Raw genomic sequence first — 21,149 nt, 5'->3', positions numbered from 1 at the left:
TCGCAAGGCTTGTGACCTTGCGGACTGCCTCACAACGGCGCCGCGCGAGGCGGCGCCGCTCAAGGCAGGGTTTGCAGCGGGTAGCGTGTGGCTTCTAGCGAGCCTGCGACTTAGATCTTGCCGATCAGGTCCAGCGACGGCGTCAGCGTTTCTGCGCCCGGCGTCCACTTGGCGGGGCAAACTTCACCCGGGTGTGCCGCGATGTATTGCGCAGCCTGCACCTTGCGCAGCAGCTCGCCAGCGTCACGGCCGATGCCGTTGTCGTGGATTTCGCACAGCTTGATCTCGCCTTCCGGGTTGATCACGAACGTGCCGCGCAGCGCCAGACCTTCTTCTTCGATCAGAACGTCGAAGTTGCGCGAGATTGCCAGCGTCGGATCGGCGATCATCGGGTACTTGATCTTTTCGATCGTGTCCGACGTGTCGTGCCATGCCTTGTGCGTGAAGTGCGTATCCGTCGACACGCTGTAGATTTCGACGCCGAGTTTCTTGAATTCGTCGTAACGGTCGGCCAGATCGCCCAATTCGGTCGGGCACACGAACGTGAAGTCGGCCGGATAGAACACGACGACGGACCATTTGCCCTTGAAGCTTTCGTCGGTGACGGTCACGAAATCGCCATTGTGGTATGCGGTGGCCTTGAACGGTTTGACCTGGCTGTTGATGATCGGCATCTGATGCGTCCTCTTCGGTTGAGTGGGTTTGGGTACTGCGATGGGATGGATTATGAAGAAGTCGCAGAATTTGATAAATTTGATTGTTGCGATGCACCCTATTTAAATTTTCTATCGACAGGCCAAAACCCTTATCAGACAAGGGAAAGCGCCCCAGGCGAGGCAATTCGCGCGCGGGGAGAATTGCCGAAAAAAGTGTCGGCCCGAGCGTTTTCAGCAGAGGTTTTCGTTTGAGTGAGCTTCAACAAGGGTTTCTTCTCACCCGTCATTGGCGCGATACGGCTGCCGGAACCGAGGTCGAGTTCTGGCTCGCGACCGACGGCGGTCCGCGCCATATCCGCCTGCGCCCGCAGCCCAACGTCGCGTTCATCCCAGCCGCGCACCGCGAGCGCGCGCAAGACATGCTGGTCCGGGAGAAGAACGCCCAGTCGCGCGGCGCCGAACTGCGCCCGCTCGATTTGTGCGACTTTCAGCATCGGCCGGTGCTGGGACTGTACTGCCCGCAGTACCGGCAGCTGACCGCGCTCGACAAACGGCTGAAGCAAGGCGGCGTCGACGTCTACGAAGCCGATGTCTTCCCGCCCGAGCGCTACATGATGGAGCGCTTCATCACTGCGCCCGTGCTGTTCGGCGGCGAAGCGAATCCAGACGGTCATGGCCCGTTGCTGAACGCCGACATGAAGCCCGCGAGCGGTTACCGTCCGAAGCTCAAGCTGGTCTCGCTCGATATCGAAACCAGTGCGCACGCCGAGTTGTATTCGATCGCGCTGGAAGGCTGCGGGCAGCGTCAGGTGTACATGCTCGGACCGCAAAACGGCGACGCTGCGGACCTCGACTTCGCGCTCGAGTATTGCGACACGCGGGCGCAGCTGATCGAGCGGCTGATCGGCTGGCTGGAGGCGCACGATCCCGACGCGATCATCGGCTGGAATGTCGTGCAGTTCGACCTGAAAGTGCTGCATGAGACCGCGCAGCAGTGCGGCGTGCCGCTGCGCATCGGGCGCGGCGGCGCGGTGATGGAGTGGCGCGAGCATGGCCTGAAGCAGAACCATTTCTTCGCGGGCGCGGCGGGGCGGCTGATCATCGACGGCATCGAGGCGCTGCGCTCGGCCACGTGGAGCTTTCCGTCGTTTAGCCTCGAATACGTCGCGCAGGCGGTGCTGGGCGAAGGCAAGTCGATCGACAACCCGTATCAGCGGATGGACGAGATCCAGCGCCGCTTCGACGAGGACAAGCCTGCGCTCGCCCGCTACAACCTGAAAGACTGCGAGCTCGTCACGCGCATCTTCGGCAAGACGGACCTGCTGTCGTTCCTGCTCGAACGCGCGACCGTTACGGGACTGCCTGCCGACCGCAGCGGCGGATCGGTGGCGGCGTTCACGCATCTATATATGCCGCGCATGCACCGGCTCGGCTACGTCGCGCCGAATCTGGGCGACGTAGCGGGCGCGGCCAGTCCTGGCGGCTTCGTGATGGACTCGAAGCCCGGTCTCTACGATTCCGTGCTGGTGCTCGACTACAAGAGCCTGTACCCGTCGATCATCCGTACGTTTCTGATCGATCCCGTCGGACTGGTCGATGGCGTGCGTCATCCCGACGACGCGCATTCCGTGCCCGGTTTCCTTGGCGCGCGCTTTTCGCGCGCGCGCCATTGCCTGCCGTCGATCGTCGCGCAGGTGTGGGAGGGGCGCGAAGCCGCGAAGCGCGAGCAGAACAAGCCGTTATCGCAGGCGCTGAAGATCATCATGAACGCGTTCTATGGCGTGCTTGGCTCGACGGGTTGCCGGTTCTTCGATCCGCGCCTGGCGTCGTCGATCACGATGCGCGGCCACGAGATCATGCACCGCACGCGCGAGCTGATCGAAGCGCGCGGGTATGCGGTGATCTACGGCGACACCGATTCGACGTTTGTGTGGCTGCGCCACGCGCATGACGAGGAAGACGCGGCGCGCATCGGACGAGAGCTGGTGAGCGGAATCAATGCCTGGTGGCGTGAGCATTTGCGCGAGCGTTTCGGGCTGGAGAGCGCGCTGGAACTGCAATTCGAGCGGCATTACAAGCGCTTTTTCATGCCAACCGTACGCGGCGCGGAGGAAGGCAGCAAGAAGCGTTATGCGGGCTTGACCGTGCTTGCCGACGGCAGTGAAGAAGTCGTCTACAAAGGTCTCGAAACGGTGCGCACCGATTGGACACCGCTCGCGCAACGCTTTCAGCAGGAACTGTATCTGCGGATTTTCAAGCAGCAGCCGTATCGGGATTATGTGCGTGATTATGTGCGGCGCACGCTGGCGGGTGAGTTCGATGAACTGCTCGTGTATCGCAAGCGGCTGCGCCGGCCGTTGTCCGACTATGAGCGCAATGTGCCGCCGCATGTGCGTGCTGCGCGTTCCGCTGATGAGTTCAACCGGCAGCGCGGTCGGCCGCTGCAATATCAGAATGGCGGATGGATCAGTTATGTGATGACGGGCAGCGGGCCCGAGCCGCTTGAAACGCTGCGGTCGGATATTGACTATGGGCATTATCTGACGCGGCAGCTTCAGCCTGTGGCGGATGCGATTTTGCCTTTGCTGAAGGATGATTTTGTTACCCTGGCTTCGGGGCAGAAGCAGTTGTTCTGAGGTTTTCTTGTGTCTGCGACGCTGGGTGGTTTGGTCTTTTGATGGCGTTCCGCGATTTGGTATCGGGGTTTATGCGGCGCCGTTCGTGGGTTTTGATCTTTTTTTTGGTATCCGCGTTGCGTTGGCTTGCTTCACGCGTCGCCCCTGTGCGTTTGCCTTTGCGCTGGCATCCGCGATTCGTTAGCTCGCTTCACGCGTCGCCCCCGTGCGTTTGCTTTTGCGCTGGCATCCGCGATTCGTTACCGTGCTTCACGCGTCGCCCCTGTGCGGGGCGGCACCTACTTTTCTTTGCCGCCGCAAAGAAAAGTAGGCAAAAGAAAGCGGCTCACACCGCCAATTCTTGACGTTCACCCACGGGTCCCCAACGTCCCCATCCTTCACACACCAGCGCCTTGGTTGGTACCCGTTGCCAACGCTTCGAACAAACGCCTCACCCGCTTCAATTACCCGTACCCGGGCCTGCGGCAGCGAATGGTATGGGCCGCCCAGGTGGCAAACTGTGTGTCGGCCCTCGGTGCTCCACATGCTTCACTCCAGACCGATTGAGCACGCGCTCCACCCTGTAAGAGCGCGAACGTGTACGTCGGGAAAACCTACACACAGTTTGCCACCTGGGCGGCCGTGGACTGTCTGGTGAGGCATGCTGAAACGCGGGTGCGTGAAGCGGGTGAGGCGCTCAGCAAGAGCGCTGGCAACGAACGTGGGTCACGTGATTGCCGTGTGAAGCGTAAGAACCTTTGGGGGCCCTCAGGCAAACACAAGAACTGGCGGTTTGAGCCGCTTTCTTTTGCCTACTTTTCTTTGCGGCGGCAAAGAAAAGTAGGTGCCGCCCCGCACAGGGGCGACGCGTGAAGCACGCTAACAATGCGCGGATGCCAGCGAAAGCGAAAGCAAAAGCAAAACCCGGATGCCAGCGCCAAGACCCAAACCCACGAACGGCGCCGCATGAACCCCGATGCCAAATCGCGGAATGCCATCGAAAAAGCCGCCCCTACCCAGCGTCGCAGACAAACCCAAACCTGAACCTAAACACTCTGCTCAACCGGCACAACCACCACCTCAACCCGCTGCGCGCCGCGCAAAACACTCACGCTCACCGAGCGCCCAATCCTGGACCCATCCAGCACGCGCTGCAGCGCATCGACCCCCTCAACAACCTGCCCATCAACCGCAACGATCGTATCGTCCGTCCGCAGCCCGCCGAGCGCGGCAGGACTCCCCTTCACGATCTCCATCACCCGCACGCCACTTTCCGACTCCAGCGCGAAATAACGCTGCACACGCCGCGGCAGCGCGAAGGTCGTCCCCGCCACGCCGATATAAGCGCGCCGCACGCGCCCGTGCGCAAAAATCTGCATGATCACCCACTTCGCGGTATCGATCGCCGTCGCAAAGCTGATCGACTGCGCACCCGGAATGATCGCCGTATTCACACCGATCACCTGGCCCGCCGAGTTGATCAACGGCCCACCCGAATTGCCCGGATTGAGCGCCGCATCCGTCTGGATCACGTCATAGATCATGCGGCCCGAATTCGACCTCAGCGAACGCCCGAGCGCGGAAACCACGCCCGCCGTCACCGTCTGCTCGAGCCCAAGCGGATTGCCAACCGCGATCGCTATCTGCCCCACGCGCAGCTTGCCCGACTCGCCAAGCGCGACGTGCGGCAGCGGCTCCGGCGAACCAATCCGCAATACGGCCAAGTCGCTGTGCGGATCGTCACCCACCAGATCGGCGTCGAACTTCGTGCCGTCGGCAAGCTGCACGCGGATATGCGTCGCACCGTGCACGACGTGGCTGTTGGTCAGAAGATATCCGTCGGGCGTGAAGATGAAACCGGAGCCGGTGCCCGCGCGCGCATGGCGCTCCGGCGCGCCCGGCACGCGGCGCTCGACAGTGATGAAAACGACGGCCGCCCGCACCCGTTCGAGCGCATCGACGACAGTGCGCGAATAGGCGTCGAGGAGTGCGTCGTCATCGGACGACCCGGCGGCAGCGGCGCCCGGCAGCGCACCCGACAGATCGTCGACAAAACGGGGACGGCTTCCCATGACAAGGCTCCGTATAACGAGAGCCGCACATGCGGGGCAAGCAAGCCGTTTTCAAGCGCGGCGGCCAGAGCAGAAAAACGACAAAGCCTGCCGCCGAAAGAAAAACGTCAGATAAGCCGGAGGTTGCGGATGCGGCCGATGCGCGGAGAACGTTCGAGTATCAGCTTTTCGATCGCTTCGGGCAGCAGCGCCTTGGGAATGTTCGACGGCACATCCGACACCAGTTGCGACGGCACATTCACGATGAAGTCGTCTGGGGCGGTGGCGAGGCTGTGCTCGTAGGTAACGCGGTAGTCCATGCTGGGGTGCGAAAACGTAGATGTCGTTGCGGAATCGTGGCGTCGGAAGACGCGCCGCTATGGCGCGGGCGCATTCTTTCCGAGATCGTACAGCAACCCGCAGCGCGCGCGGCCGCATGCGCGCGCAATCTGCGCCGCCTGACGCCGAACTCCAGCCACCGCGCGGCCTGCGCGCCGCATCACATTAAAAAAGCCAGACGGGACGCTGACGCATCCGTGTCCGGCTTCTTTGGGTCTCGATCGCGCGATCCGTCGGGATGCGTCTGGATGCGCTTACCGGTGCCAGCCGCCATGGCCCCAGCAACAGCTATAGCCGATGCCGACGTTCACCGACGGCCCCGCGTAATACCCCGGCGCGTAGCCGTACGCCGGCGCGTACCCATAACCATACGGCGGCGCGACGACGCAGCCTCCCAAACCGATTGTCGCCATGGCGACGGCTGCCAGCGTCAGAAGCTTTTTCATGATCGTTCTCCCTTCTCTAGCGCCATTTGAGCAGACGCTACAGAAGACATGCGTGACCACTTGTGACGGCGCATTACAGCTCGATACGACGGGACGCCCGCCGCGCCACGCACTCGACCCGCGCAAGAAAGGAGCCCGCGCAACCCAGGGCCTTTACGCGCAGACCGCGCACTAACAGTTGCTTACCATTCGCCGGGACGTGGACAGGAAGCAGGCATTCTGACCGTGCACGAGCACATTTCGATGACGGCGGTATGAATCCGAAATCGGCCTCTGTTCGGCCGATTGAACGCCGGCGACGCGGCGCACACTGCAGTCATGCCAGTGCACTGAGGAGCCTGAAATGTCTTCCCGTCATGACAGAAGCAACCCGTTCGAGCCCGACGCGCTCAGCGCGCCGGAGTGGAATAGCCAGCGGGAATACCCGGAGTCCGAGCTGATGCGCGGCTTGCAGCTCGCCTCCGACACGGTGCTGCGCCTCGCCACCCAGACGCACGCCGCCGTCGCACGCGGCGACGCGGTGAGCGCGGAACTGGCGCGTGTGTCGCTGGAGAAGCAGCTTGCCGTGACCACCCGGCTGATCGACGAGCTTCTGTTCGACGGCGAAACGCAGCACACCACGCATTGACCGGCCGCCCCGCGCGACCACGAGAACCGAACCCGACGGTGGCAGCCCGGCAACGTCCGTAGTGCCGACCCACTAAGACTGAGACTGAGACTGGAACTGGAAATGAACGTCTTGACCGTAATTCTTTGCATCTGGGCCATGGTGGCGTTGTGCGCAGTGCTGTTCATCCGCGGTGCCAGCCCGCGTGTCGAGCGTCCCAGCAAAGCGAAGCAGGCGCGGCCGTCGCGCTTTTCGATCGCCGAATAATCCCGCCTTCCGCCGGTCAGGCGAGGATGCGCCGCCCGTCAGCGCCCTCGCCTTCCGGCCAGCACTGTCCGAAACCGCTGTTCGACAACACCGATAACGCGCTGCCGCGCGCTATCGCGCCCTTTTTACGGCTCAGCCCGTCGTCGCGCCCAGCGACGGCAGCGGCGCCTGCCCTTCCTGAGCCGCCGGCTCCGGCCAGCGCAGGCGCTCGACGGTAATCTGCCGCTGCGCCGCCTCGCCCACGAACGCATCGAGCGTGTCGCGGATATCGCGGTCGATGAAATCGGCACGCTCCGCGTCGATCAGCACCGTCGCGCGGTCGGGGATCTGCGCGAGACAGCGCGTGAGCATCGGTTTCGACAGGAACGTCGCGTCCTTGCGCAGCACCAGCAGATAGTGATCGTCGTGACGCGTCAGCGTGAACGTGCGCGACAGGTTCGCGCGCAACGCGAGCACCGCGCTCGTCGCAATGCCGATGCCAATGCCGATCAGCAGATCCGTCGCGAGCACGCCGGCAATCGTCGCCGCGAACGGCACGAAGCGGTCGACGCCTTCGCGCGCCATCGCCGTAAAGAGCGCCGGCTTCGCGAGCTTGTAGCCCGTGTGAATCAGGATCGCCGCGAGACAGGCGAGCGGAATCAGGTTCAGCACCGCCGTCAGCGCGAACACGCTCGCCAGCAGCAGCACGCCGTGAATCACGGCCGACATGCGCGTCTGCGCGCCCGCATTCACGTTCGCCGAACTACGCACGATCACGGCCGTCAGCGGCAGACCGCCCAGCACGGCCGCCACCATATTGCCCACGCCCTGCGCCTTCAACTCGCGGTCCGGCGACGCGCGGCGGCGCTTCGGATCGATCTGTTCGACGGCTTCGAGACTCAGCAGCGTCTCCAGACTCGCGACGATGGCGAGCGTCAAGCCGACGCGCCAGACGTGGCCGTCCACGAGCTGCCTGAAGTCGGGCATCGAAATCGCGCCCGTCAGCGCCGCGAACGAGTCCAGCGGCATCAGCGACACGCGGTGCTCGGCGGGCACCGCAAGCGCGGGCGCGAGCACATCGAGCGCGAGCGTCACGCCGATGCCGAGCGCGACGACCGCGAGCGGCCCCGGCAGCATGCGCACGACCGCGTAGCGCTTGGCGCGCGGCGTCTCCCACGCGAACAGCATCGCCAGCGAGATGAGCGCAAGCGCAGTCGTCACTATCGACAGTTTTCCGAACGGCGTCGCCAGCATGGCCGCGTGCGCCACGTTGGCATCCGCGCCGCTCACGAGCCCCACGCCGAGTGGAATCTGCTTGACGATCAGGATGATGCCGATCGAAGCCAGCATGCCCTTGATGACGGCGACGGGCACGAAGCTGGCAAGCTGTCCCGCGCGCAGCAGGCCGAAGCCGATCTGCAACGCGCCCGCGATCAGCACGGCGGCGAGAAACGCGGAGAAACTGCCGAGCGACGCGATTGCCGACACGACGATCACGACGAGGCCCGCAGCCGGCCCGCTCACGCTCAGATGCGAGCCGCTCAACAGCGCGACCACCAGTCCGCCGACGATGCCGGACACCAGCCCGGCAAATGGATCGACGCCGGACGCGGTGGCGATGCCGAGACATAGCGGCAGCGCGACGAGAAACACGACGATCCCGGCGAAGACATCGCTGCGCAGGTTCGATAAACGGGAAACAGGTGGAGTGTGCATGGTATCCGCGAGGTCGAGTTGAGCCACACCGCCCGGCGTCGCGCGCCGGCGGCTTGATGGACATGTCGGTGAAATGGGCGTGAGTGAGTCTGAAAACGGGAGAACTGCCCGAGCGTCCCTACGCAGCGTCGCGCACGGCGACGGACGGGGACGCTTCGGCGTGCGCTTGGGCGTGCCCTTCGGCGTGCGCTTCGGCGTGTGCTTCGGCGATGTCGCGGGCTTCATCCATATCGGTGAGTTGCGTGATAAGCCCTGCGCGCAGCCCGAAAATCCAGCCGTGCACCTGCGGCGGACGCGGCGCGCGGCGCACGATGGGCGACTCGCGCAGCAGCCGCACCTGCTCGATCACGTTTAACTCCGCGAAGCGGTCGACGCGCTCGTCGAAATCCGCGATCGCATGCAGTTCGTCGCGATGACGTTCGGCGAGCTCGCGCAAACCTGCAATGCGCCGGTTCACGATGGGCAGCGCATCCGAAGGCGGCGACAGCGCGGCGCGCACGCCGCCGCAATGATGATGTCCGCAGATGATCACGTGCTCGACCTTCAGTGCATGCACGGCGTATTCGATCACGCTCGATGTGTTGCCGTCGTCGGAGGTGTAGAGGTTCGCGATGTTGCGATGGACGAACAATTCCCCCGGCTGCGCATTGGTGACGCGCTCGGCGGGCACGCGGCTATCGGAGCAACCGATCCACAGAAAGCGCGGCTGCTGGCCGCGCGCGAGTTCCGTGAAGAACTCGGGCTCGCGCGCCGAGACCTCTTGCGACCATGCCAGATTGGAAAGCAATAAGCGTTTTGGATGATTCATCGATCGTGCTCCTGCCGGGTTCTCAATTGAACGGAGTCAGTCCATCGCGGACAAACGCAATGGTGTTTACGAAAAGCTTACGGCAAGAAGGTTCCGAAAAAAAATCAACAAAAAATCATTTAATGCCGGCTGCATCCGATGCCCTGAAAGCGTGCATACATGCGGCTTTCGGGCGTTTTATGTTATTTGGGTGATTGGCTGCGCCGTGAATAAACGGAGCTTTTCGGAAATGACTTTTCTTGTCTTTATTTTTTATCAATCGCGTCAAATTTGAATGCGTGCGCCGCGTTTGACAGTGGTGTCAACGACGAAAATGCGACGGAAAACGGGCGACGGCGCGTCGCGATTCGATTGAAGAAGTGAAGTTGTGAAGCCCTCGGACGAGGGCGTCGATGGCACCGCAGTGGGCCGGAAACTGGCCGCGCGTTCGCGTGTTTATGGCGCGCTGACCTCGATGGCGTCCACGCGGTCGCGATAGAACGCAACATGGTCCCTGATCGACTCGACGGCTTCGTACGGACTTTCGTAACTCCACACCGCATTGACGGAGCGCTCGCCGCCAACGGGAATGCTGTAGTAGCTGCACTCGCCCTTGTACGGGCAATACGTCGAATGATCGGTGCGTTCGAGCAGCGACATGTCGACGTCCTTGCGCGGAATGTAGAGGACTTCAGGGTACGAGGCTTCATGGAAGGACAGCGCGTCGGTGCTGTCGGCGATCTTCTGTCCTGCCACGGACACGACCACGCGTGACCCGCTTTTTGCAATCGCGATGGGATGATCGGGTCCGGGAATCTTCACTGTCTTGTGCATGACGGCGCGTCCTTGCGGTGGAAACAGGTTGTGGCCGGGCGGCGAAGTACCGTCCGAGTATGGCCGCCCGTCTTGCGTTGTCAAGACAAGACCTTGCGCCGCGTGGCGGCTATCGGGCGTTTGCGCGCCCGACCGGTGTGCATATGCATCGCCGGACAGCCTGATGCGGCAAGCGATTGCCGTCGATTGGCATACCCGTCCCGTCCCATTGTTTGAGTTAGATAAATTGAGTGTTCATTTAGCTGGCATTTATCTGCCAAAGGCAAGCCGCTAGGATGCGTGCCATGCGACCGGTCATCCGCGCCGGCCGCGAAAGCTGATTGCAACGCTGTGATGCAGCGTGAAGCCGCTCCCCATCGTTCGCCGTCAGGGCGCAGCGACGCGCGGCGCATGCGTTTTCGCCCGCGCGCAAGGTGGCCGCAAATGCGGCTGCCGGGCGGCCATCAAAAGCAGAACGTAAGGTTCTGCGTGATCGAATGAGCCGCCTCGACGGGCCACGCTTTAACGAGGAGTCGACGTGAGCAGGATTGGAACTGCAACAGCCAGTACGCCTGAGCCCAGGCCTCGCGCCCACGCAAACCGGCGCGCGAACGGTGAGCCGGAACTGCGTCGCAAGGAAACGCTCTATGCCGATCTTCGGTCCGAGCCGGCAGGCGGCGGTATTGCGCCCGCCACGCCCGCGCTGCACGACCCGTGGACCGCGACGATTTCGCGGCTCGGCAAGTCGCCCGCGCAGGACAGCAAGCTCGCATCGTCCGACAAATGCGACAAGGGCGCTTGCGCCGCGCGTGCCGCGCGCCGCAGCGCCACGGCCGAGCGCGCGCAAGCGGCCGCGAGCCAGCATAGCGACGCGGTGATCACGTTCGTCGAACGGTTCGGCGCGAAGTCGATTTCGATCACCTGGCGCGATTCGACGGCCGGCCGCTATACCGAGCAGCTGTGGGTGCGCCGCATTGCGCGCTCGCGCGGCGTGTGCGCGCTGACGGGCGCCAGCATCGTGCGCGGCGACGCCGTGTATGGACCGTTCAGCCGTCCGTCGAGCCGGCCGCGCAACATGTCGCAGATGATCCTCGCGGATCAGCTCGACGACCTCGAATGATCGACACGGCGCGCACGCGCTACACTTCGGACGCGCACGGCTAGCGTGCGACGCGCCGCCCGCGCTGGCTCGCCGGGCGGCGCTTCGAGTTCCGGAGACCTGCCATGGCTACACAAGCCGATGTGGCGCGCACAGCGCCCGTCAAGCTGCACTCCGCGTCGTCGGCGACCATCGACGGCACGACGAGTACGGGCGCAATGGACCGCTTCGGCTCGCTCAACATCTTCGTGCGCGCCGCGGAAACCCGCAGTTTCACCGAAGCAGGCCGCCAGATCGGCATCTCGGCATCCGCAGTCGGCAAGGCCATTTCACGTCTGGAAACACGGCTCGGCGCGCGGCTCTTTCATCGCAGCACGCGCAGCATCACGCTCACCCCCGAAGGCGCACTGTTTCTCACGCGCTGCCAGCGCATCTTCGAGGAGATCGAGGCCGCGGAGAGCGAACTCGCGCTCGCGCATGCCGCGCCGCGCGGCAAGCTGCGTGTGAGCATGCCGATGGTGACGAAGCTGATGATGCCCGTGATCGGCGAATTCATGAAGGCTTATCCCGAGATCATGCTGGACATCGACTTCAGCGACCGGATGGTCGATGTGATCGAAGAAGGCTTCGACGTCGTGATGCGCACGGGCGACGTCAACGACTCGCAACTGATCACGCGAACGATGGGCACCTACGTGCATCTGATCGTCGCGTCACCCGCGTACCTCGCGAAACATCCGCCCCTCACGATGCCCGAGGCGCTCGTCCATCATGCGTGTCTTCAGCATCGCTTTCCGACCACGGGGAAGCTGCGCCGCTGGCCGCTCGAACGCGACGGCGAGTCGATCGACATCGACTTGCCCACGACCGCCATCGCCACCGCCGTCGAGCCGCTGATCGCGATGGCCGAGCAGGATCTCGGCCTCGCCTGCGTGCCGGATTTCACGGTGCGCGCGCAGGTGGAGAGCGGCACGCTCGTCCCGGTTCTGCGCGAATACTCCGGCGCGCTCAGCGTGTTTCGCGCACTGTGGCCTTCGGGCGGGCAATTGACGCCGAAAATGCGGGCCTTCGTCGACTTCATGAGCGTGCATCTTTTTCCCGTGAACGCCAGCGCGCCACAACGCTCGCCCGGCGACTGACCGCATGCGCGCAATGCGGCCGCGGATCAGCCGCAAATCGTACAATGTGTGCGCGTTGTTTTCGTCCGCTCACTGCTCACAGGTCACCATGCTTTCGCACGAACCGCTTCAGAAGCTCGACATCATCGCGCCCGAGCATATCGGCGCACATCTTCCCGCGCACGTCGCCGCATCCGTGGCAGGCCGCGACATCGTCGTGTTCGCCGTCACCGACGACGCATCGGACACAGCCGACTTCAGCGCGCGCTACGGCTTCCCGATGGAAGACTGCGCGAACACCATCGTCGTCAAGTACAAAAAGGATGGAGGCGAGCATCTCGCCGCGATCGTGACGCTCGGCTCGCTGCGGCTCGACGTCAATGGCGCGGTAAAAGCCGTGCTGGGCGCAAAGCGCATTTCGTTCGCGCAGCGCGAGATCGCAACGGAACAAAGCGCGATGGAGTTCGGCGGCATCACCGCGTTCGGCCTGCCCGCGAACTGGCGCGTGCTCGTCGATGCCGGCGTGATGGCGCGCCGGCAAGTGGTGATGGGCGCAGGCATTCGCAAGGCGAAGCTGTTGCTCGCGCCTTCCTTGCTCGAACAGCTCGACAACGTCCAAGTCGCGCAACTGACGTTGCCGCCGGAAACACCCGCCGCAGCGTGAACGACGGCGCACTGAAGGCGCGCGAATTCCCGTGCGCTTTCGCGCGTTCAGTGCGTTCCGCCGCGGACTCCAGCAAGCAAGAGGCCGCTCAGCCAAACAGCTTGGCCGCCGTCTTCGCGACCAGTTCGCCCTGATGCCGTGCGCCTTCCAGATCGATTGCGCTAGGTTGACGCGAACCGTCGGCCGCTGCGATCGTCGTAGCGCCATAAGGCGCGCCACCGACGATCTCCGTCATGTTCATCATCCCCTGATGGCTATACGGCAAGCCCACGATGATCATCCCCAGATGCATCAGGTTCGTGATGATCGAGAACAACGTGGTCTCCTGTCCGCCGTGCTGCGTGCCCGTCGATGCGAACGCCGCGCCGACCTTGCCGTTCAGCGCGCCGCGCACCCATAGTCCGCCCGTCTGATCGAGAAACGCCGCCATCTGCGACGACATGCGCCCATAACGCGTGCCCGTGCCAACCACGATTGCATCGTATTGTTCGAGATCGGCAACCGTCGCAATGGGCGCCTGCTGGTCGAGCTTGAAGTTCGACTTCTTTGCGATCTCTTCGGGCACGGTCTCCGGCACGCGCTTGACATCGACCTGCGCACCCGCGCCACGCGCGCCTTCCGCGACGGCCTCCGCCATCTTTTCGACATGCCCGTACGACGAGTAATAGAGAACGAGAACCTTGGCCATTGCGATCTCCTGACGAGTATGCGAAGCCGTCATGCTTCGCGTTTGAGAGCGGGCGGCACTATCTGCCGCGCCACTCACGATACTCCCGACACACCGCGCATGTCTTCGCAACGCCTCGCGTCGCTCGCCGCGCGAACGCATTGCATCGCCGCGCGCGACGCGCCACAAGCTTTACGCCCCGTTACACAAGCGACATCGTCGTTTCACCTGCATGCGGGAGCGGCCCATAGAATGCCTTCGACTGATTCCTAAGCCCACTGAAGGAGAACACATGATCCGTTTGCCCATCGCTTCCATCGTCTGTGCATCCACGACCAGTCTGTTGCTGTTCGCATCGGCGGTGAACGCGCAAACCACGCAACCGGCACCCGCCGCGTCCGCAGATTCCGTGCGGCTGCATGCGGCCGATCAGACCTTCGTCAACGAAGGCACGCAAGCCGTCGCCACGCAGCGCGATGCCGCGCGCATCGCGACGTCGCGTTCGACGGACCGCGATGTGAAGGCATTCGCCGAAAAGGTCGCCGCCGACAACCTCACGATCGCCAATGCGCTGCGCGCAGCAAGCCCGCGCGGCGTCGACGTGCCGCACAACAACCCGGATACGGCAACGCTCGACAGCATCAAGAATCTGCGCGGCGCCGAATTCGACAAGGCGTATATCGAGCAGATCGCATTGAGCGGCGAGCAAAAAACGCTGTCGGCGTTTCAGGCAGAGATCGCCTCGGGACGTGACGCGCAGTTGAAGGAAGCCGCGCAGAAGGCGCTGCCCGCCATCCAGGCGCAGTACGCGGCCGCGCAGGAACTTGCCAAGCGCAAGCATCTCGCGACGCAGTAAGCACACGGCTCAAATAGAAGCAGACGTTGAGCAAAGCGCATCGCGGCATCGCCGCGCGATGCGCTTTTTTATTCAGGCGTCGGCTCCACTTCCTTCGCGGACCAGCTGACGCTCGACACGCTCTTCTCCATGCTGATCCGGCTCGCCATCAATTCGAGCTTCGCCTGATCCTTCGGGTGCATGCGTAATGTCGCGGTCACTTCGATACGCGACGGATCGTCTTCGACGTCTTCGCTCGTGAGACGCTGAAACGACAGCGGTTGCGAATACATCGAGTTCGACAGCAGCGTGCGAATGTGGATTTCGTCGTGTTCGCGGCACACAACGGTCAACACATATTCGCGCACGAGGTCCGCGCTCGACACCGGCGTCGCGTTGATCGCGCGGCTCACTTCGCGCAGCACCGTGTTGGTCGCCAGCACGACGACCGTGCCAGCCAGCGCCGGTCCGTAATGCCCCGCGCCGCACAGCACGCCGACTGCCGCCGAACACCAGAGCGTCGCCGCCGTGTTGATGCCCTGGATCGAGCCCTTGTCGCGCATGATCACGCCGCCGCCCAGAAAGCCCACGCCCGACACGACATACGCGGCGATCTGCGTCACGCCCGCGACGCCATTGCCCGTCAGCATGCCGAGCGTGACGAACAGGCAAGCGCCGCTCGCCACCAGTGTGATGGTGCGCAGCCCTGCGGTGCGCTGCCGGATCTGACGTTCGAGACCGATTGCGACGCCGCACGCGAACGCAGCGAGCAGCCTCCAGATGAAATCCGCTGACATAGGGTTTGACAGGTTGATGCAGAACCGACGTGAGATGAAACCCGGCAGTGCGAACCGGGGCATGGGGACGATATCCTGAGGCCGCTGTGTTTCATGACTGTGTAACGCGGGTATGTCGGGCGGCCAATTCGCCCAATGTCACAGGACGACTGGCGGCCGACAACGCGCTGCAAATATGAAATCCCCGCAAAACCGGTCGTGCGCTCGAATGTCTTGATGCGCCGCCAGGCCTGAGGCAACCTCACCGCTTTCCCAACCCTCTGCGGTCAGAGTTTCCGAACAGCCGCTGTTCTTGAGTCAAGTTTCCCGATTTAGCAAACGTTTGCGGTTTGCATATCAAGTTCGACGCGATCCTGCCGACAAAATCGAAATAGCGTCAACGACTTCTGGGAGCAGCTCGTGAAGCAGCTTGCGTTCTGTATGGTTTTCGCCGCGCTGGCCGGTTGCGCGCAATTGCCCGCCAATACGGCACCGCAGGCGGACAAGCCGCCCGTGTCGAACGATGTCATCAGCTTTACGATTCCGCCCGACGCGCTCGGCGCACGCGATCCGCAACTGTCGGCCGTGCTCGCCAAGGCGGGCGCGCTGGCCGCTGCGCAAAAGCAGCCGACCACGATTCTCGTCACCGCCCTCGGCCAGGACCTGCCGTACCTGAACCAGGCGATCTGGCGCGGCGTGCCGTCGCAGCATCCAGCGAAGCTCAGCCTGGAAAACCTGACGGCGGGCGCAAATCAGCCGTACAGCGTGTCCGTCCGGCCGACGGCCGCGACGCCATGAGGGGAAGCCACGTCATGTTCCGCACCGTCATCTGCGCGGCGAGCCTGGTTGCGCTCACCGCCTTCATCAGCGAAGCCGCGCACGCGGGTCAGCCCTCCGTCGCCGGCGCGCTGTCGGCGAACGGCGCCGCAGGCGCCAATGGTGCCAATAGCGCGACCGCCGCCACAGCCGCCGCCGACAAGGTCTACCCGCCGCTGCCCACGCTCGCGATGCTGCCGCCCACGACCGACGACGACGAGCCGCTCGCCCCAAAGCCCGCCGCGAAGAAACGCAAGGTGCGCGCCGCCGTCGACGTGCGGCCCGCCGCGCCCGCGGCGCGCCTGGTCGTATCGGATGCCTCGCGCACCTATCTGCGCTCGGTCGACAGGCAGCTCGATCTCGCGCTGGGCAAATAACCGCTGATGCGCACACTCAACGGAGCGTCACACGTGTTCAACCATCGATTCCCCGCCGCGCCCCGCTCGCTGCGCCTGGTCCGATGCACGGCGGGCGCGCTCGCGCTTGCGCTCGCCGCGTTGACGTGCGGCGCCGCCCGCGCCGACGACTGCTTCGAGCAGGCCGCCGTCTATCAGGGCGTCAATCCGCTGATCCTGCGCGCGGTCGCGTGGCACGAGTCGAAGGGCGACCCCGCTGCCGTCAACCGCAACGCGAATGGTTCGATCGACGTCGGCCAGTTGCAGATCAACTCGGTGCACTTCAGCGATCTGAAGCGGCTGGGCATTCCGCACCGCGCGCTCACGGATGCTTGCGTGAACATCTACGTCGCGGCGTGGCTCATGAAGCAGAAGATGGTGAAGTACGGCAACACCTGGCGTGCGATCGGCGCCTATCACTCGGAATCGCCGAAAGAGCGCGACGCTTACGCGCGCAGCATCCAGAAGATTCTCGTCGCGTGGGGCGAACTGCTGCCTGCATCGCGCTGAGGACCACGACGGGCATTCGCCTTCATACCCGCTTGCGTGCTCATTTGAGTGCTTACTTGGGTGCTCACTTGCGTGCTCACTTGCGAGACTTGGTGAGCCGGTGCCCGAGGCCGAGATTGGTCGCGATCTGCCATGTATAGACACGCGAGTAGCTGACGCCGAACCGGGCGCGTATCAGCTCGCGCAGACGGTTGCTCGTCCATGCATCGGACGGAAAGCCGTGTATGCTCGCGGGCCCGCTCAGCGCGGTCGCGATCCACTGCATCGCGGCCGCGTCGAGCACCGACGAACGGCCGCCCACGCTCATCTGCCGCAACGACTCCAGCCCGCCCTCGTTCACGAGCGCGCGATATTTGCGCACGGTGTTCTCGGAGATATGCAGCTGCGCGGCCACGTCGCTGACGGACGCCCCCTCCATCAGCATTTTGCCCGCCGCGAGCCTGCGCATGACAGTCGGCAATGCGTCGTTTCGTGAAGGCATGAGCGGGTCTCGTTGACGGTCCGGAAGACGCAAGCCCAAGGTGCAGCACGACGGGCCCGCGTGGCACATGACATGACACAAGACAAAAACCAATATATGTTCCAGGCCCCGCTGTGTCGGCTATCCGTAAAATTTCATGAATATAGAAAAATCATTTGCGGATTTTATTGCGTTGCGTTTAACGGCAATAAACAGTCAAACCATTTCGATCAACAATAGAAGTCCTCATATTTTTTCAGAAGCATTACATGGCGCCTTGAACTTACCGAAATCGTTTGCTAGCATGCTGTAACGGTTACTCGCAGCGAGTACCTACAAGCCTGACAACCCGCACTTTGGTCCGTGCGCCTGCTACGTTTTCAAGGGAACGTCGTATGGCAAGACCTCGCTTCAAAATCGAATATCTCGATTGCTTCGCCTAATGGTATTTACTCATGCCCTGCTCACCGCTCTAAAACGCGGCGTATATGTGCACGCTCAAAAAGCGCTTTTTTCAAAATTGATTTAAATCAGTATTTCAGCAACGCGAAACAACTTCGCCTATAAACGGCATAACCGATTAATCGAAATAGCCCGTCGCGCAGCATCCGGATACTCGCGCGAGGGGCGCAACACGCGCGGAGGTCAAAATGGAAGGCGAACGGGTCGAGCGTATCGTGCTGGCATTGCGACGCGCCGCCGAACATGAGCGTCTCCTCAGTTATCAGCGATTTCACGCCATGTTCGGCGCGGGCGATCCGCTCACCGCGCGCTACGACGCACTCGAGCGCGCCATCGCGTCGCTGGGCGAGGTGTCGGACATCGATTATGGCGTGCTGCTCGCGCTGAGCAACGGCTTGCCCGGCCCCGACTTTTTCCGCCGCTACCAGAAGCATCGCTATGCCGACTATGTCGCGGTAATGGGACCACCCATCCATCGCCAGTCGGTCAAGCGCAAGCGCCTGCTGGTCGAGGCGGAGCGACGCCGCGTCTATGAAGATGCAAGAAGAAAAGCGGCCAGACAGGTCGCCGAACCCGCCTGAACCTGCGTGACCCCGATCGCCGGTTTCGCGCCCCGCTTCGTCGCGACCAATCGGCCTACCGACCACAGGTCCATCCAACCGAGGAGTCTCCTATGCAACTTGCAGCTCGCCGTCCGGTTCGCATCCTGGCCATCGCAGCCGCATGCGCGGCGCTCGCCGCGCCCGTCATCGACGCTCGCGCGCAGGACAATCCGGCCTCCTCACCCGCCCCGAATGCCGTCGGTACGGCCGCCGTCGCCGACGTGACGGCGCACATCGTCAAGATCGACGCCGACAACAACGAAGTGACGATCCGCGGGCCGCGCGGCGAGACGACCATCGTCGACGTCGATCCCGACGTCGGCGACGTGAAGAAGCTGAAAGTCGGCGACGAGGTGCATATCTCGTACAAGGGCGCGCTGCTGCTGACGGCGGACAAGGTCGATGCGAAGGGCGTGCGCTCGCGCGTCGAATCGCAGACGACCACGCCCGAGCAAGGCGGCGCGTCGACCCAGACGCGCCACGTCGAGGTGGTCGCGACCGTGCAGAAGATCGACCGGAAGAAGCGTCAGGTAACGCTGCGCGGGCCCGAGCGCACCGTGGTCCTGCAAGTGTCGGAGGAAGTGCCGCTCACCAGGATCAAGGTCGGCGACAGCATTCGCGCGACCTACGTGTCCGCGACGGCTGTACAGATCACGCGCAACGGTACGCCGATCAAGTAAAAGCGCGTTTGCAAGACTGCGTTTTGCCATGCCGGCGAGACGCAGTCGTAGATCATCTCGCAGTCCCGCACAATCAACCCGATGCCTATCGAACCCTGGAATTCCCCGAAGCGCCAAGCACGCCGCAAAATGATCTGGAGCAAGGCGCACGTCGTGCTGGCCGCGATCGGCACGTTGTCGGCCGTTGCAGGCATTGCCGTCGCGATCAACGGCGGACTCGAATTCAACCGCACGAAGGTATTCGTCGGCGTCGGCATCATCATCGTGTCGACGATCCTCTACGTGTCGATGCTGTTCGTCGACGACTAGCGCAGCCGCGCTTACACGACGAGCGTTACCACGCGGTTGCGTCCGGCGCTCTTCGCCTTGTACATCGCGCGGTCCGCCTCCTCGACGAGCGTACGTCCGAGCCCGTCGAGATCGGCGCCTTGCTGCATGGCATGCGCGGATACGCCGATCGACACCGTCAACGGGATGCGCGCGCCCTCGTCCGCGCCATCCGTGTCGCGCAGGTCGAGTTGCGCGACGGCTGCGCGCATGCGCTCGGCCACCACCAGCGAATCCTTCAGGTCGCCTTGCAGCAGCACGGCAAATTCTTCGCCGCCGTAGCGCGCGATGGTGTCGCCGAGGCGCGTCTGCTTGCGCAGGCAGGCGCCGACCATCGCCAGCGCGCGGTCGCCGACGGCGTGACCGTGCGCGTCGTTGATCGGCTTGAAGCCGTCGATATCGATGAACAGAAAGCCCAGCGGCAGCCGGTAGCGCGACGCACGCGTCGTTTCTTCGCGCAGACGTTCGTCGAAATAGCGGCGGTTGGGCAGGCCTGTGAGCGCGTCGGTTGCGCCGAGGCGTTCGAGCTGCTCGCGATGCGCGACGTTATCGAGGCTCGCCGCGACGATCACGGCGAAACGCTCCAGCATGTCGGTCGCCATGCCGGGCGCAAAGCGGCTTTCGTTGTCGCTGGCGAGGCACAGATAGCCGCTCGGCTGTGCGTTCGTCGCGAGCGGCAACAGCGCGATGCTGGCAGGCCGAGCGTCGCTGCCGAAGCATGCGTGACGCGCCGCTTCGTCCATCGCGGCAGGCGTGCCGAGCCACGGACGGCCATGAGAACAGAGCCGCGCGGCGGCATCGCCCATCTCGCGCGAGGTCTTGAGCGACGATGCAGCCATCCCGTTAGTCTCGTTGCTTTGCCGGTTCGCGCTGCTCCCGTGGCGCGACGCCAGTTCGTGCAGCAGCGGCAACGTGTCGTTGAGCCACAGCGTCACGCCCTCCAGTCCGAACTCGCGCGGCAGATAGTCGAGCAGCACACGACAAAGCGACGGGAAATCCTGCGCGCGAATCAGTTGAAGCTCGACATCCTGGAAGCGGCGCAACGTGCGTTCGTTGCGTTGCACCGTATCGACGAGTGCGCGAAGGCGGACGGACGGGGGCGTGTGTGTTGTGCTCATCTGGGCCGTGGCATTGGGGCCCGCAACAGAGGCCCAACGTCTGGTTATCGGCCTCGAAGCGCGATTGCTTGAGGCCGATGCATGCAACCGGGCCTGGCCAGATGTGTTGGCAACGAATGCGCTTACGAGCGCCGGCCGAGCGCTTCGTCGATCTTGCGGTCGGTGTTGTACTGGCTGAGCGCATACACCGACCAGATCGCCGCCGGCAGCCAGCCGATGATCGTGAGTTGCAGCACCAGGCAGATGATCCCGGCGAACGGCCGGCCAATCGTGAAGAACTGGAACCACGGCAAAAGCAGAGCAAGCAACAGACGCATTGACGTTTCCTTCTGGTTGAAAAACTT

The 21,149-nt window shown here is 63.4% G+C and carries 25 protein-coding genes; 13 read left to right on the top strand and 12 right to left on the bottom strand.

Translation table 11 applies throughout. The features are described 5' to 3' along the window. Positions 1 to 110: 110 nt before the first annotated feature. Positions 111 to 674 (bottom strand): alkyl hydroperoxide reductase subunit C, encoded by a 564-nt coding sequence (ahpC, locus tag C2L66_RS19415; RefSeq protein ID WP_054932628.1) that lies wholly within the window; start codon positions 672 to 674, stop codon positions 111 to 113. A gap of 230 nt (positions 675 to 904) precedes the next feature. On the opposite strand from ahpC, the gene C2L66_RS19410 reads away from it, so the two are divergent. Then, entirely contained in the window at positions 905 to 3,292 is a 2,388-nt protein-coding gene (locus C2L66_RS19410; protein WP_054932629.1) for a DNA polymerase II, read from the top strand. Between the two features lie 1,025 nt (positions 3,293 to 4,317). On the opposite strand, the gene C2L66_RS19405 is transcribed toward C2L66_RS19410, so the two are convergent. The 3 genes from C2L66_RS19405 to C2L66_RS19395 all read right to left on the bottom strand — a co-directional run bounded on the left by C2L66_RS19405 (position 4,318) and on the right by C2L66_RS19395 (position 6,107). Continuing rightward, a complete protein-coding gene (locus C2L66_RS19405) occupies positions 4,318 to 5,343 on the bottom strand; it encodes a S1C family serine protease (protein WP_060603649.1) in 1,026 nt (341 codons plus the stop codon). Between the two features lie 107 nt (positions 5,344 to 5,450). Continuing rightward, positions 5,451 to 5,642, bottom strand: a complete 192-nt coding sequence (locus C2L66_RS19400) for a hypothetical protein (protein ID WP_036000819.1) — start codon at positions 5,640 to 5,642, stop codon at positions 5,451 to 5,453. A 273-nt stretch (positions 5,643 to 5,915) separates the two neighbouring features. After that, a complete protein-coding gene (locus C2L66_RS19395; RefSeq protein WP_036000815.1) occupies positions 5,916 to 6,107 on the bottom strand; it encodes a hypothetical protein in 192 nt (63 codons plus the stop codon). A gap of 343 nt (positions 6,108 to 6,450) precedes the next feature. Between C2L66_RS19395 and C2L66_RS19390 the strand changes: the two genes are divergently transcribed. Both C2L66_RS19390 and C2L66_RS41275 read left to right on the top strand, forming a co-directional pair. Beyond that, positions 6,451 to 6,735 (top strand): hypothetical protein, encoded by a 285-nt coding sequence (locus C2L66_RS19390; RefSeq protein WP_060603653.1) that lies wholly within the window; start codon positions 6,451 to 6,453, stop codon positions 6,733 to 6,735. A 102-nt stretch (positions 6,736 to 6,837) separates the two neighbouring features. After that, positions 6,838 to 6,981: a hypothetical protein gene (locus C2L66_RS41275; RefSeq protein ID WP_167352364.1), complete on the top strand. Its 144-nt coding sequence runs from the start codon at positions 6,838 to 6,840 to the stop codon at positions 6,979 to 6,981. Between the two features lie 132 nt (positions 6,982 to 7,113). Here C2L66_RS41275 and C2L66_RS19385 read toward each other — a convergent pair whose 3' ends face one another. The 3 genes from C2L66_RS19385 to C2L66_RS19375 form a co-directional block, all read right to left on the bottom strand. After that, positions 7,114 to 8,676, bottom strand: coding sequence for a SulP family inorganic anion transporter (locus C2L66_RS19385; protein ID WP_054932669.1), 1,563 nt, complete (start codon positions 8,674 to 8,676; stop codon positions 7,114 to 7,116). Positions 8,677 to 8,794: 118 nt separating this feature from the next. Further along, positions 8,795 to 9,484, bottom strand: coding sequence for a carbonic anhydrase (locus C2L66_RS19380; RefSeq protein ID WP_060603656.1), 690 nt, complete (start codon positions 9,482 to 9,484; stop codon positions 8,795 to 8,797). 435 nt (positions 9,485 to 9,919) lie between these two features. Further along, positions 9,920 to 10,297, bottom strand: a complete 378-nt coding sequence (locus C2L66_RS19375) for a DUF427 domain-containing protein (protein ID WP_060603659.1) — start codon at positions 10,295 to 10,297, stop codon at positions 9,920 to 9,922. Positions 10,298 to 10,814: 517 nt separating this feature from the next. On the opposite strand from C2L66_RS19375, the gene C2L66_RS19370 reads away from it, so the two are divergent. The 3 genes from C2L66_RS19370 (at position 10,815) to C2L66_RS19360 (ending at position 13,157) form a co-directional block, all read left to right on the top strand. Then, positions 10,815 to 11,396: a DUF3331 domain-containing protein gene (locus C2L66_RS19370; protein ID WP_054932635.1), complete on the top strand. Its 582-nt coding sequence runs from the start codon at positions 10,815 to 10,817 to the stop codon at positions 11,394 to 11,396. Between the two features lie 104 nt (positions 11,397 to 11,500). Then, complete coding sequence (locus tag C2L66_RS19365) at positions 11,501 to 12,514, top strand: LysR family transcriptional regulator (protein ID WP_060603662.1); 1,014 nt, start codon at positions 11,501 to 11,503, stop codon at positions 12,512 to 12,514. An 88-nt stretch (positions 12,515 to 12,602) separates the two neighbouring features. After that, the gene (locus C2L66_RS19360) at positions 12,603 to 13,157 is read left to right on the top strand and encodes a YbaK/EbsC family protein (RefSeq protein WP_060603665.1); all 555 of its coding nucleotides are present in this window, start codon (positions 12,603 to 12,605) and stop codon (positions 13,155 to 13,157) included. An 88-nt stretch (positions 13,158 to 13,245) separates the two neighbouring features. Here the strand turns inward: C2L66_RS19360 and wrbA are convergent, their stop codons facing one another. Continuing rightward, entirely contained in the window at positions 13,246 to 13,845 is a 600-nt protein-coding gene (gene wrbA, locus C2L66_RS19355; RefSeq protein ID WP_060603668.1) for an NAD(P)H:quinone oxidoreductase, read from the bottom strand. A gap of 271 nt (positions 13,846 to 14,116) precedes the next feature. Here wrbA and C2L66_RS19350 point away from each other — a divergent pair, with 271 nt between their 5' ends. Beyond that, positions 14,117 to 14,680 carry a DUF4142 domain-containing protein gene (locus tag C2L66_RS19350; protein WP_054932639.1) on the top strand — a complete coding sequence of 188 codons (564 nt, stop codon included), beginning with the start codon at positions 14,117 to 14,119 and terminating at the stop codon, positions 14,678 to 14,680. A gap of 68 nt (positions 14,681 to 14,748) precedes the next feature. Here C2L66_RS19350 and C2L66_RS19345 read toward each other — a convergent pair whose 3' ends face one another. Beyond that, the gene (locus tag C2L66_RS19345; RefSeq protein ID WP_060603672.1) at positions 14,749 to 15,456 is read right to left on the bottom strand and encodes an MgtC/SapB family protein; all 708 of its coding nucleotides are present in this window, start codon (positions 15,454 to 15,456) and stop codon (positions 14,749 to 14,751) included. 420 nt (positions 15,457 to 15,876) lie between these two features. On the opposite strand from C2L66_RS19345, the gene C2L66_RS19340 reads away from it, so the two are divergent. The 3 genes from C2L66_RS19340 to C2L66_RS19330 are packed head-to-tail and all read left to right on the top strand — an operon-like array spanning position 15,877 to position 17,156. Beyond that, on the top strand, positions 15,877 to 16,233 hold the full coding sequence (locus C2L66_RS19340) for a hypothetical protein (RefSeq protein WP_007586048.1): 357 nt from the start codon (positions 15,877 to 15,879) through the stop codon (positions 16,231 to 16,233). Positions 16,234 to 16,247: 14 nt separating this feature from the next. After that, positions 16,248 to 16,628 (top strand): hypothetical protein, encoded by a 381-nt coding sequence (locus C2L66_RS19335; protein ID WP_060603675.1) that lies wholly within the window; start codon positions 16,248 to 16,250, stop codon positions 16,626 to 16,628. Positions 16,629 to 16,634: 6 nt separating this feature from the next. Beyond that, positions 16,635 to 17,156 (top strand): lytic transglycosylase domain-containing protein, encoded by a 522-nt coding sequence (locus C2L66_RS19330; RefSeq protein WP_409372625.1) that lies wholly within the window; start codon positions 16,635 to 16,637, stop codon positions 17,154 to 17,156. Between the two features lie 76 nt (positions 17,157 to 17,232). On the opposite strand, the gene C2L66_RS19325 is transcribed toward C2L66_RS19330, so the two are convergent. Further along, entirely contained in the window at positions 17,233 to 17,637 is a 405-nt protein-coding gene (locus C2L66_RS19325; RefSeq protein WP_054932641.1) for a helix-turn-helix domain-containing protein, read from the bottom strand. A gap of 629 nt (positions 17,638 to 18,266) precedes the next feature. Here C2L66_RS19325 and C2L66_RS19320 point away from each other — a divergent pair. From C2L66_RS19320 to C2L66_RS19310, 3 genes are all read left to right on the top strand, one after another. Continuing rightward, complete coding sequence (locus C2L66_RS19320; RefSeq protein WP_054932642.1) at positions 18,267 to 18,659, top strand: hypothetical protein; 393 nt, start codon at positions 18,267 to 18,269, stop codon at positions 18,657 to 18,659. Between the two features lie 92 nt (positions 18,660 to 18,751). Next, positions 18,752 to 19,360 carry a hypothetical protein gene (locus tag C2L66_RS19315; RefSeq protein ID WP_060603677.1) on the top strand — a complete coding sequence of 203 codons (609 nt, stop codon included), beginning with the start codon at positions 18,752 to 18,754 and terminating at the stop codon, positions 19,358 to 19,360. 81 nt (positions 19,361 to 19,441) lie between these two features. Further along, positions 19,442 to 19,669: a DUF2964 family protein gene (locus tag C2L66_RS19310; protein ID WP_054932644.1), complete on the top strand. Its 228-nt coding sequence runs from the start codon at positions 19,442 to 19,444 to the stop codon at positions 19,667 to 19,669. A gap of 11 nt (positions 19,670 to 19,680) precedes the next feature. Here C2L66_RS19310 and C2L66_RS19305 read toward each other — a convergent pair whose 3' ends face one another. Next, complete coding sequence (locus C2L66_RS19305; RefSeq protein ID WP_060603679.1) at positions 19,681 to 20,805, bottom strand: GGDEF domain-containing protein; 1,125 nt, start codon at positions 20,803 to 20,805, stop codon at positions 19,681 to 19,683. Positions 20,806 to 20,927: 122 nt separating this feature from the next. Next, positions 20,928 to 21,122, bottom strand: coding sequence for a YqaE/Pmp3 family membrane protein (locus C2L66_RS19300; RefSeq protein WP_007586056.1), 195 nt, complete (start codon positions 21,120 to 21,122; stop codon positions 20,928 to 20,930). Between the last annotated feature and the right edge of the window lie 27 nt (positions 21,123 to 21,149).

Source organism: Paraburkholderia caribensis, assembly GCF_002902945.1.
In the GTDB taxonomy this organism is placed as follows: domain Bacteria; phylum Pseudomonadota; class Gammaproteobacteria; order Burkholderiales; family Burkholderiaceae; genus Paraburkholderia; species Paraburkholderia caribensis.
Note: the sequence above shows the minus strand (reverse complement) of the source record. Positions and strands in the feature narration are given on the sequence as shown.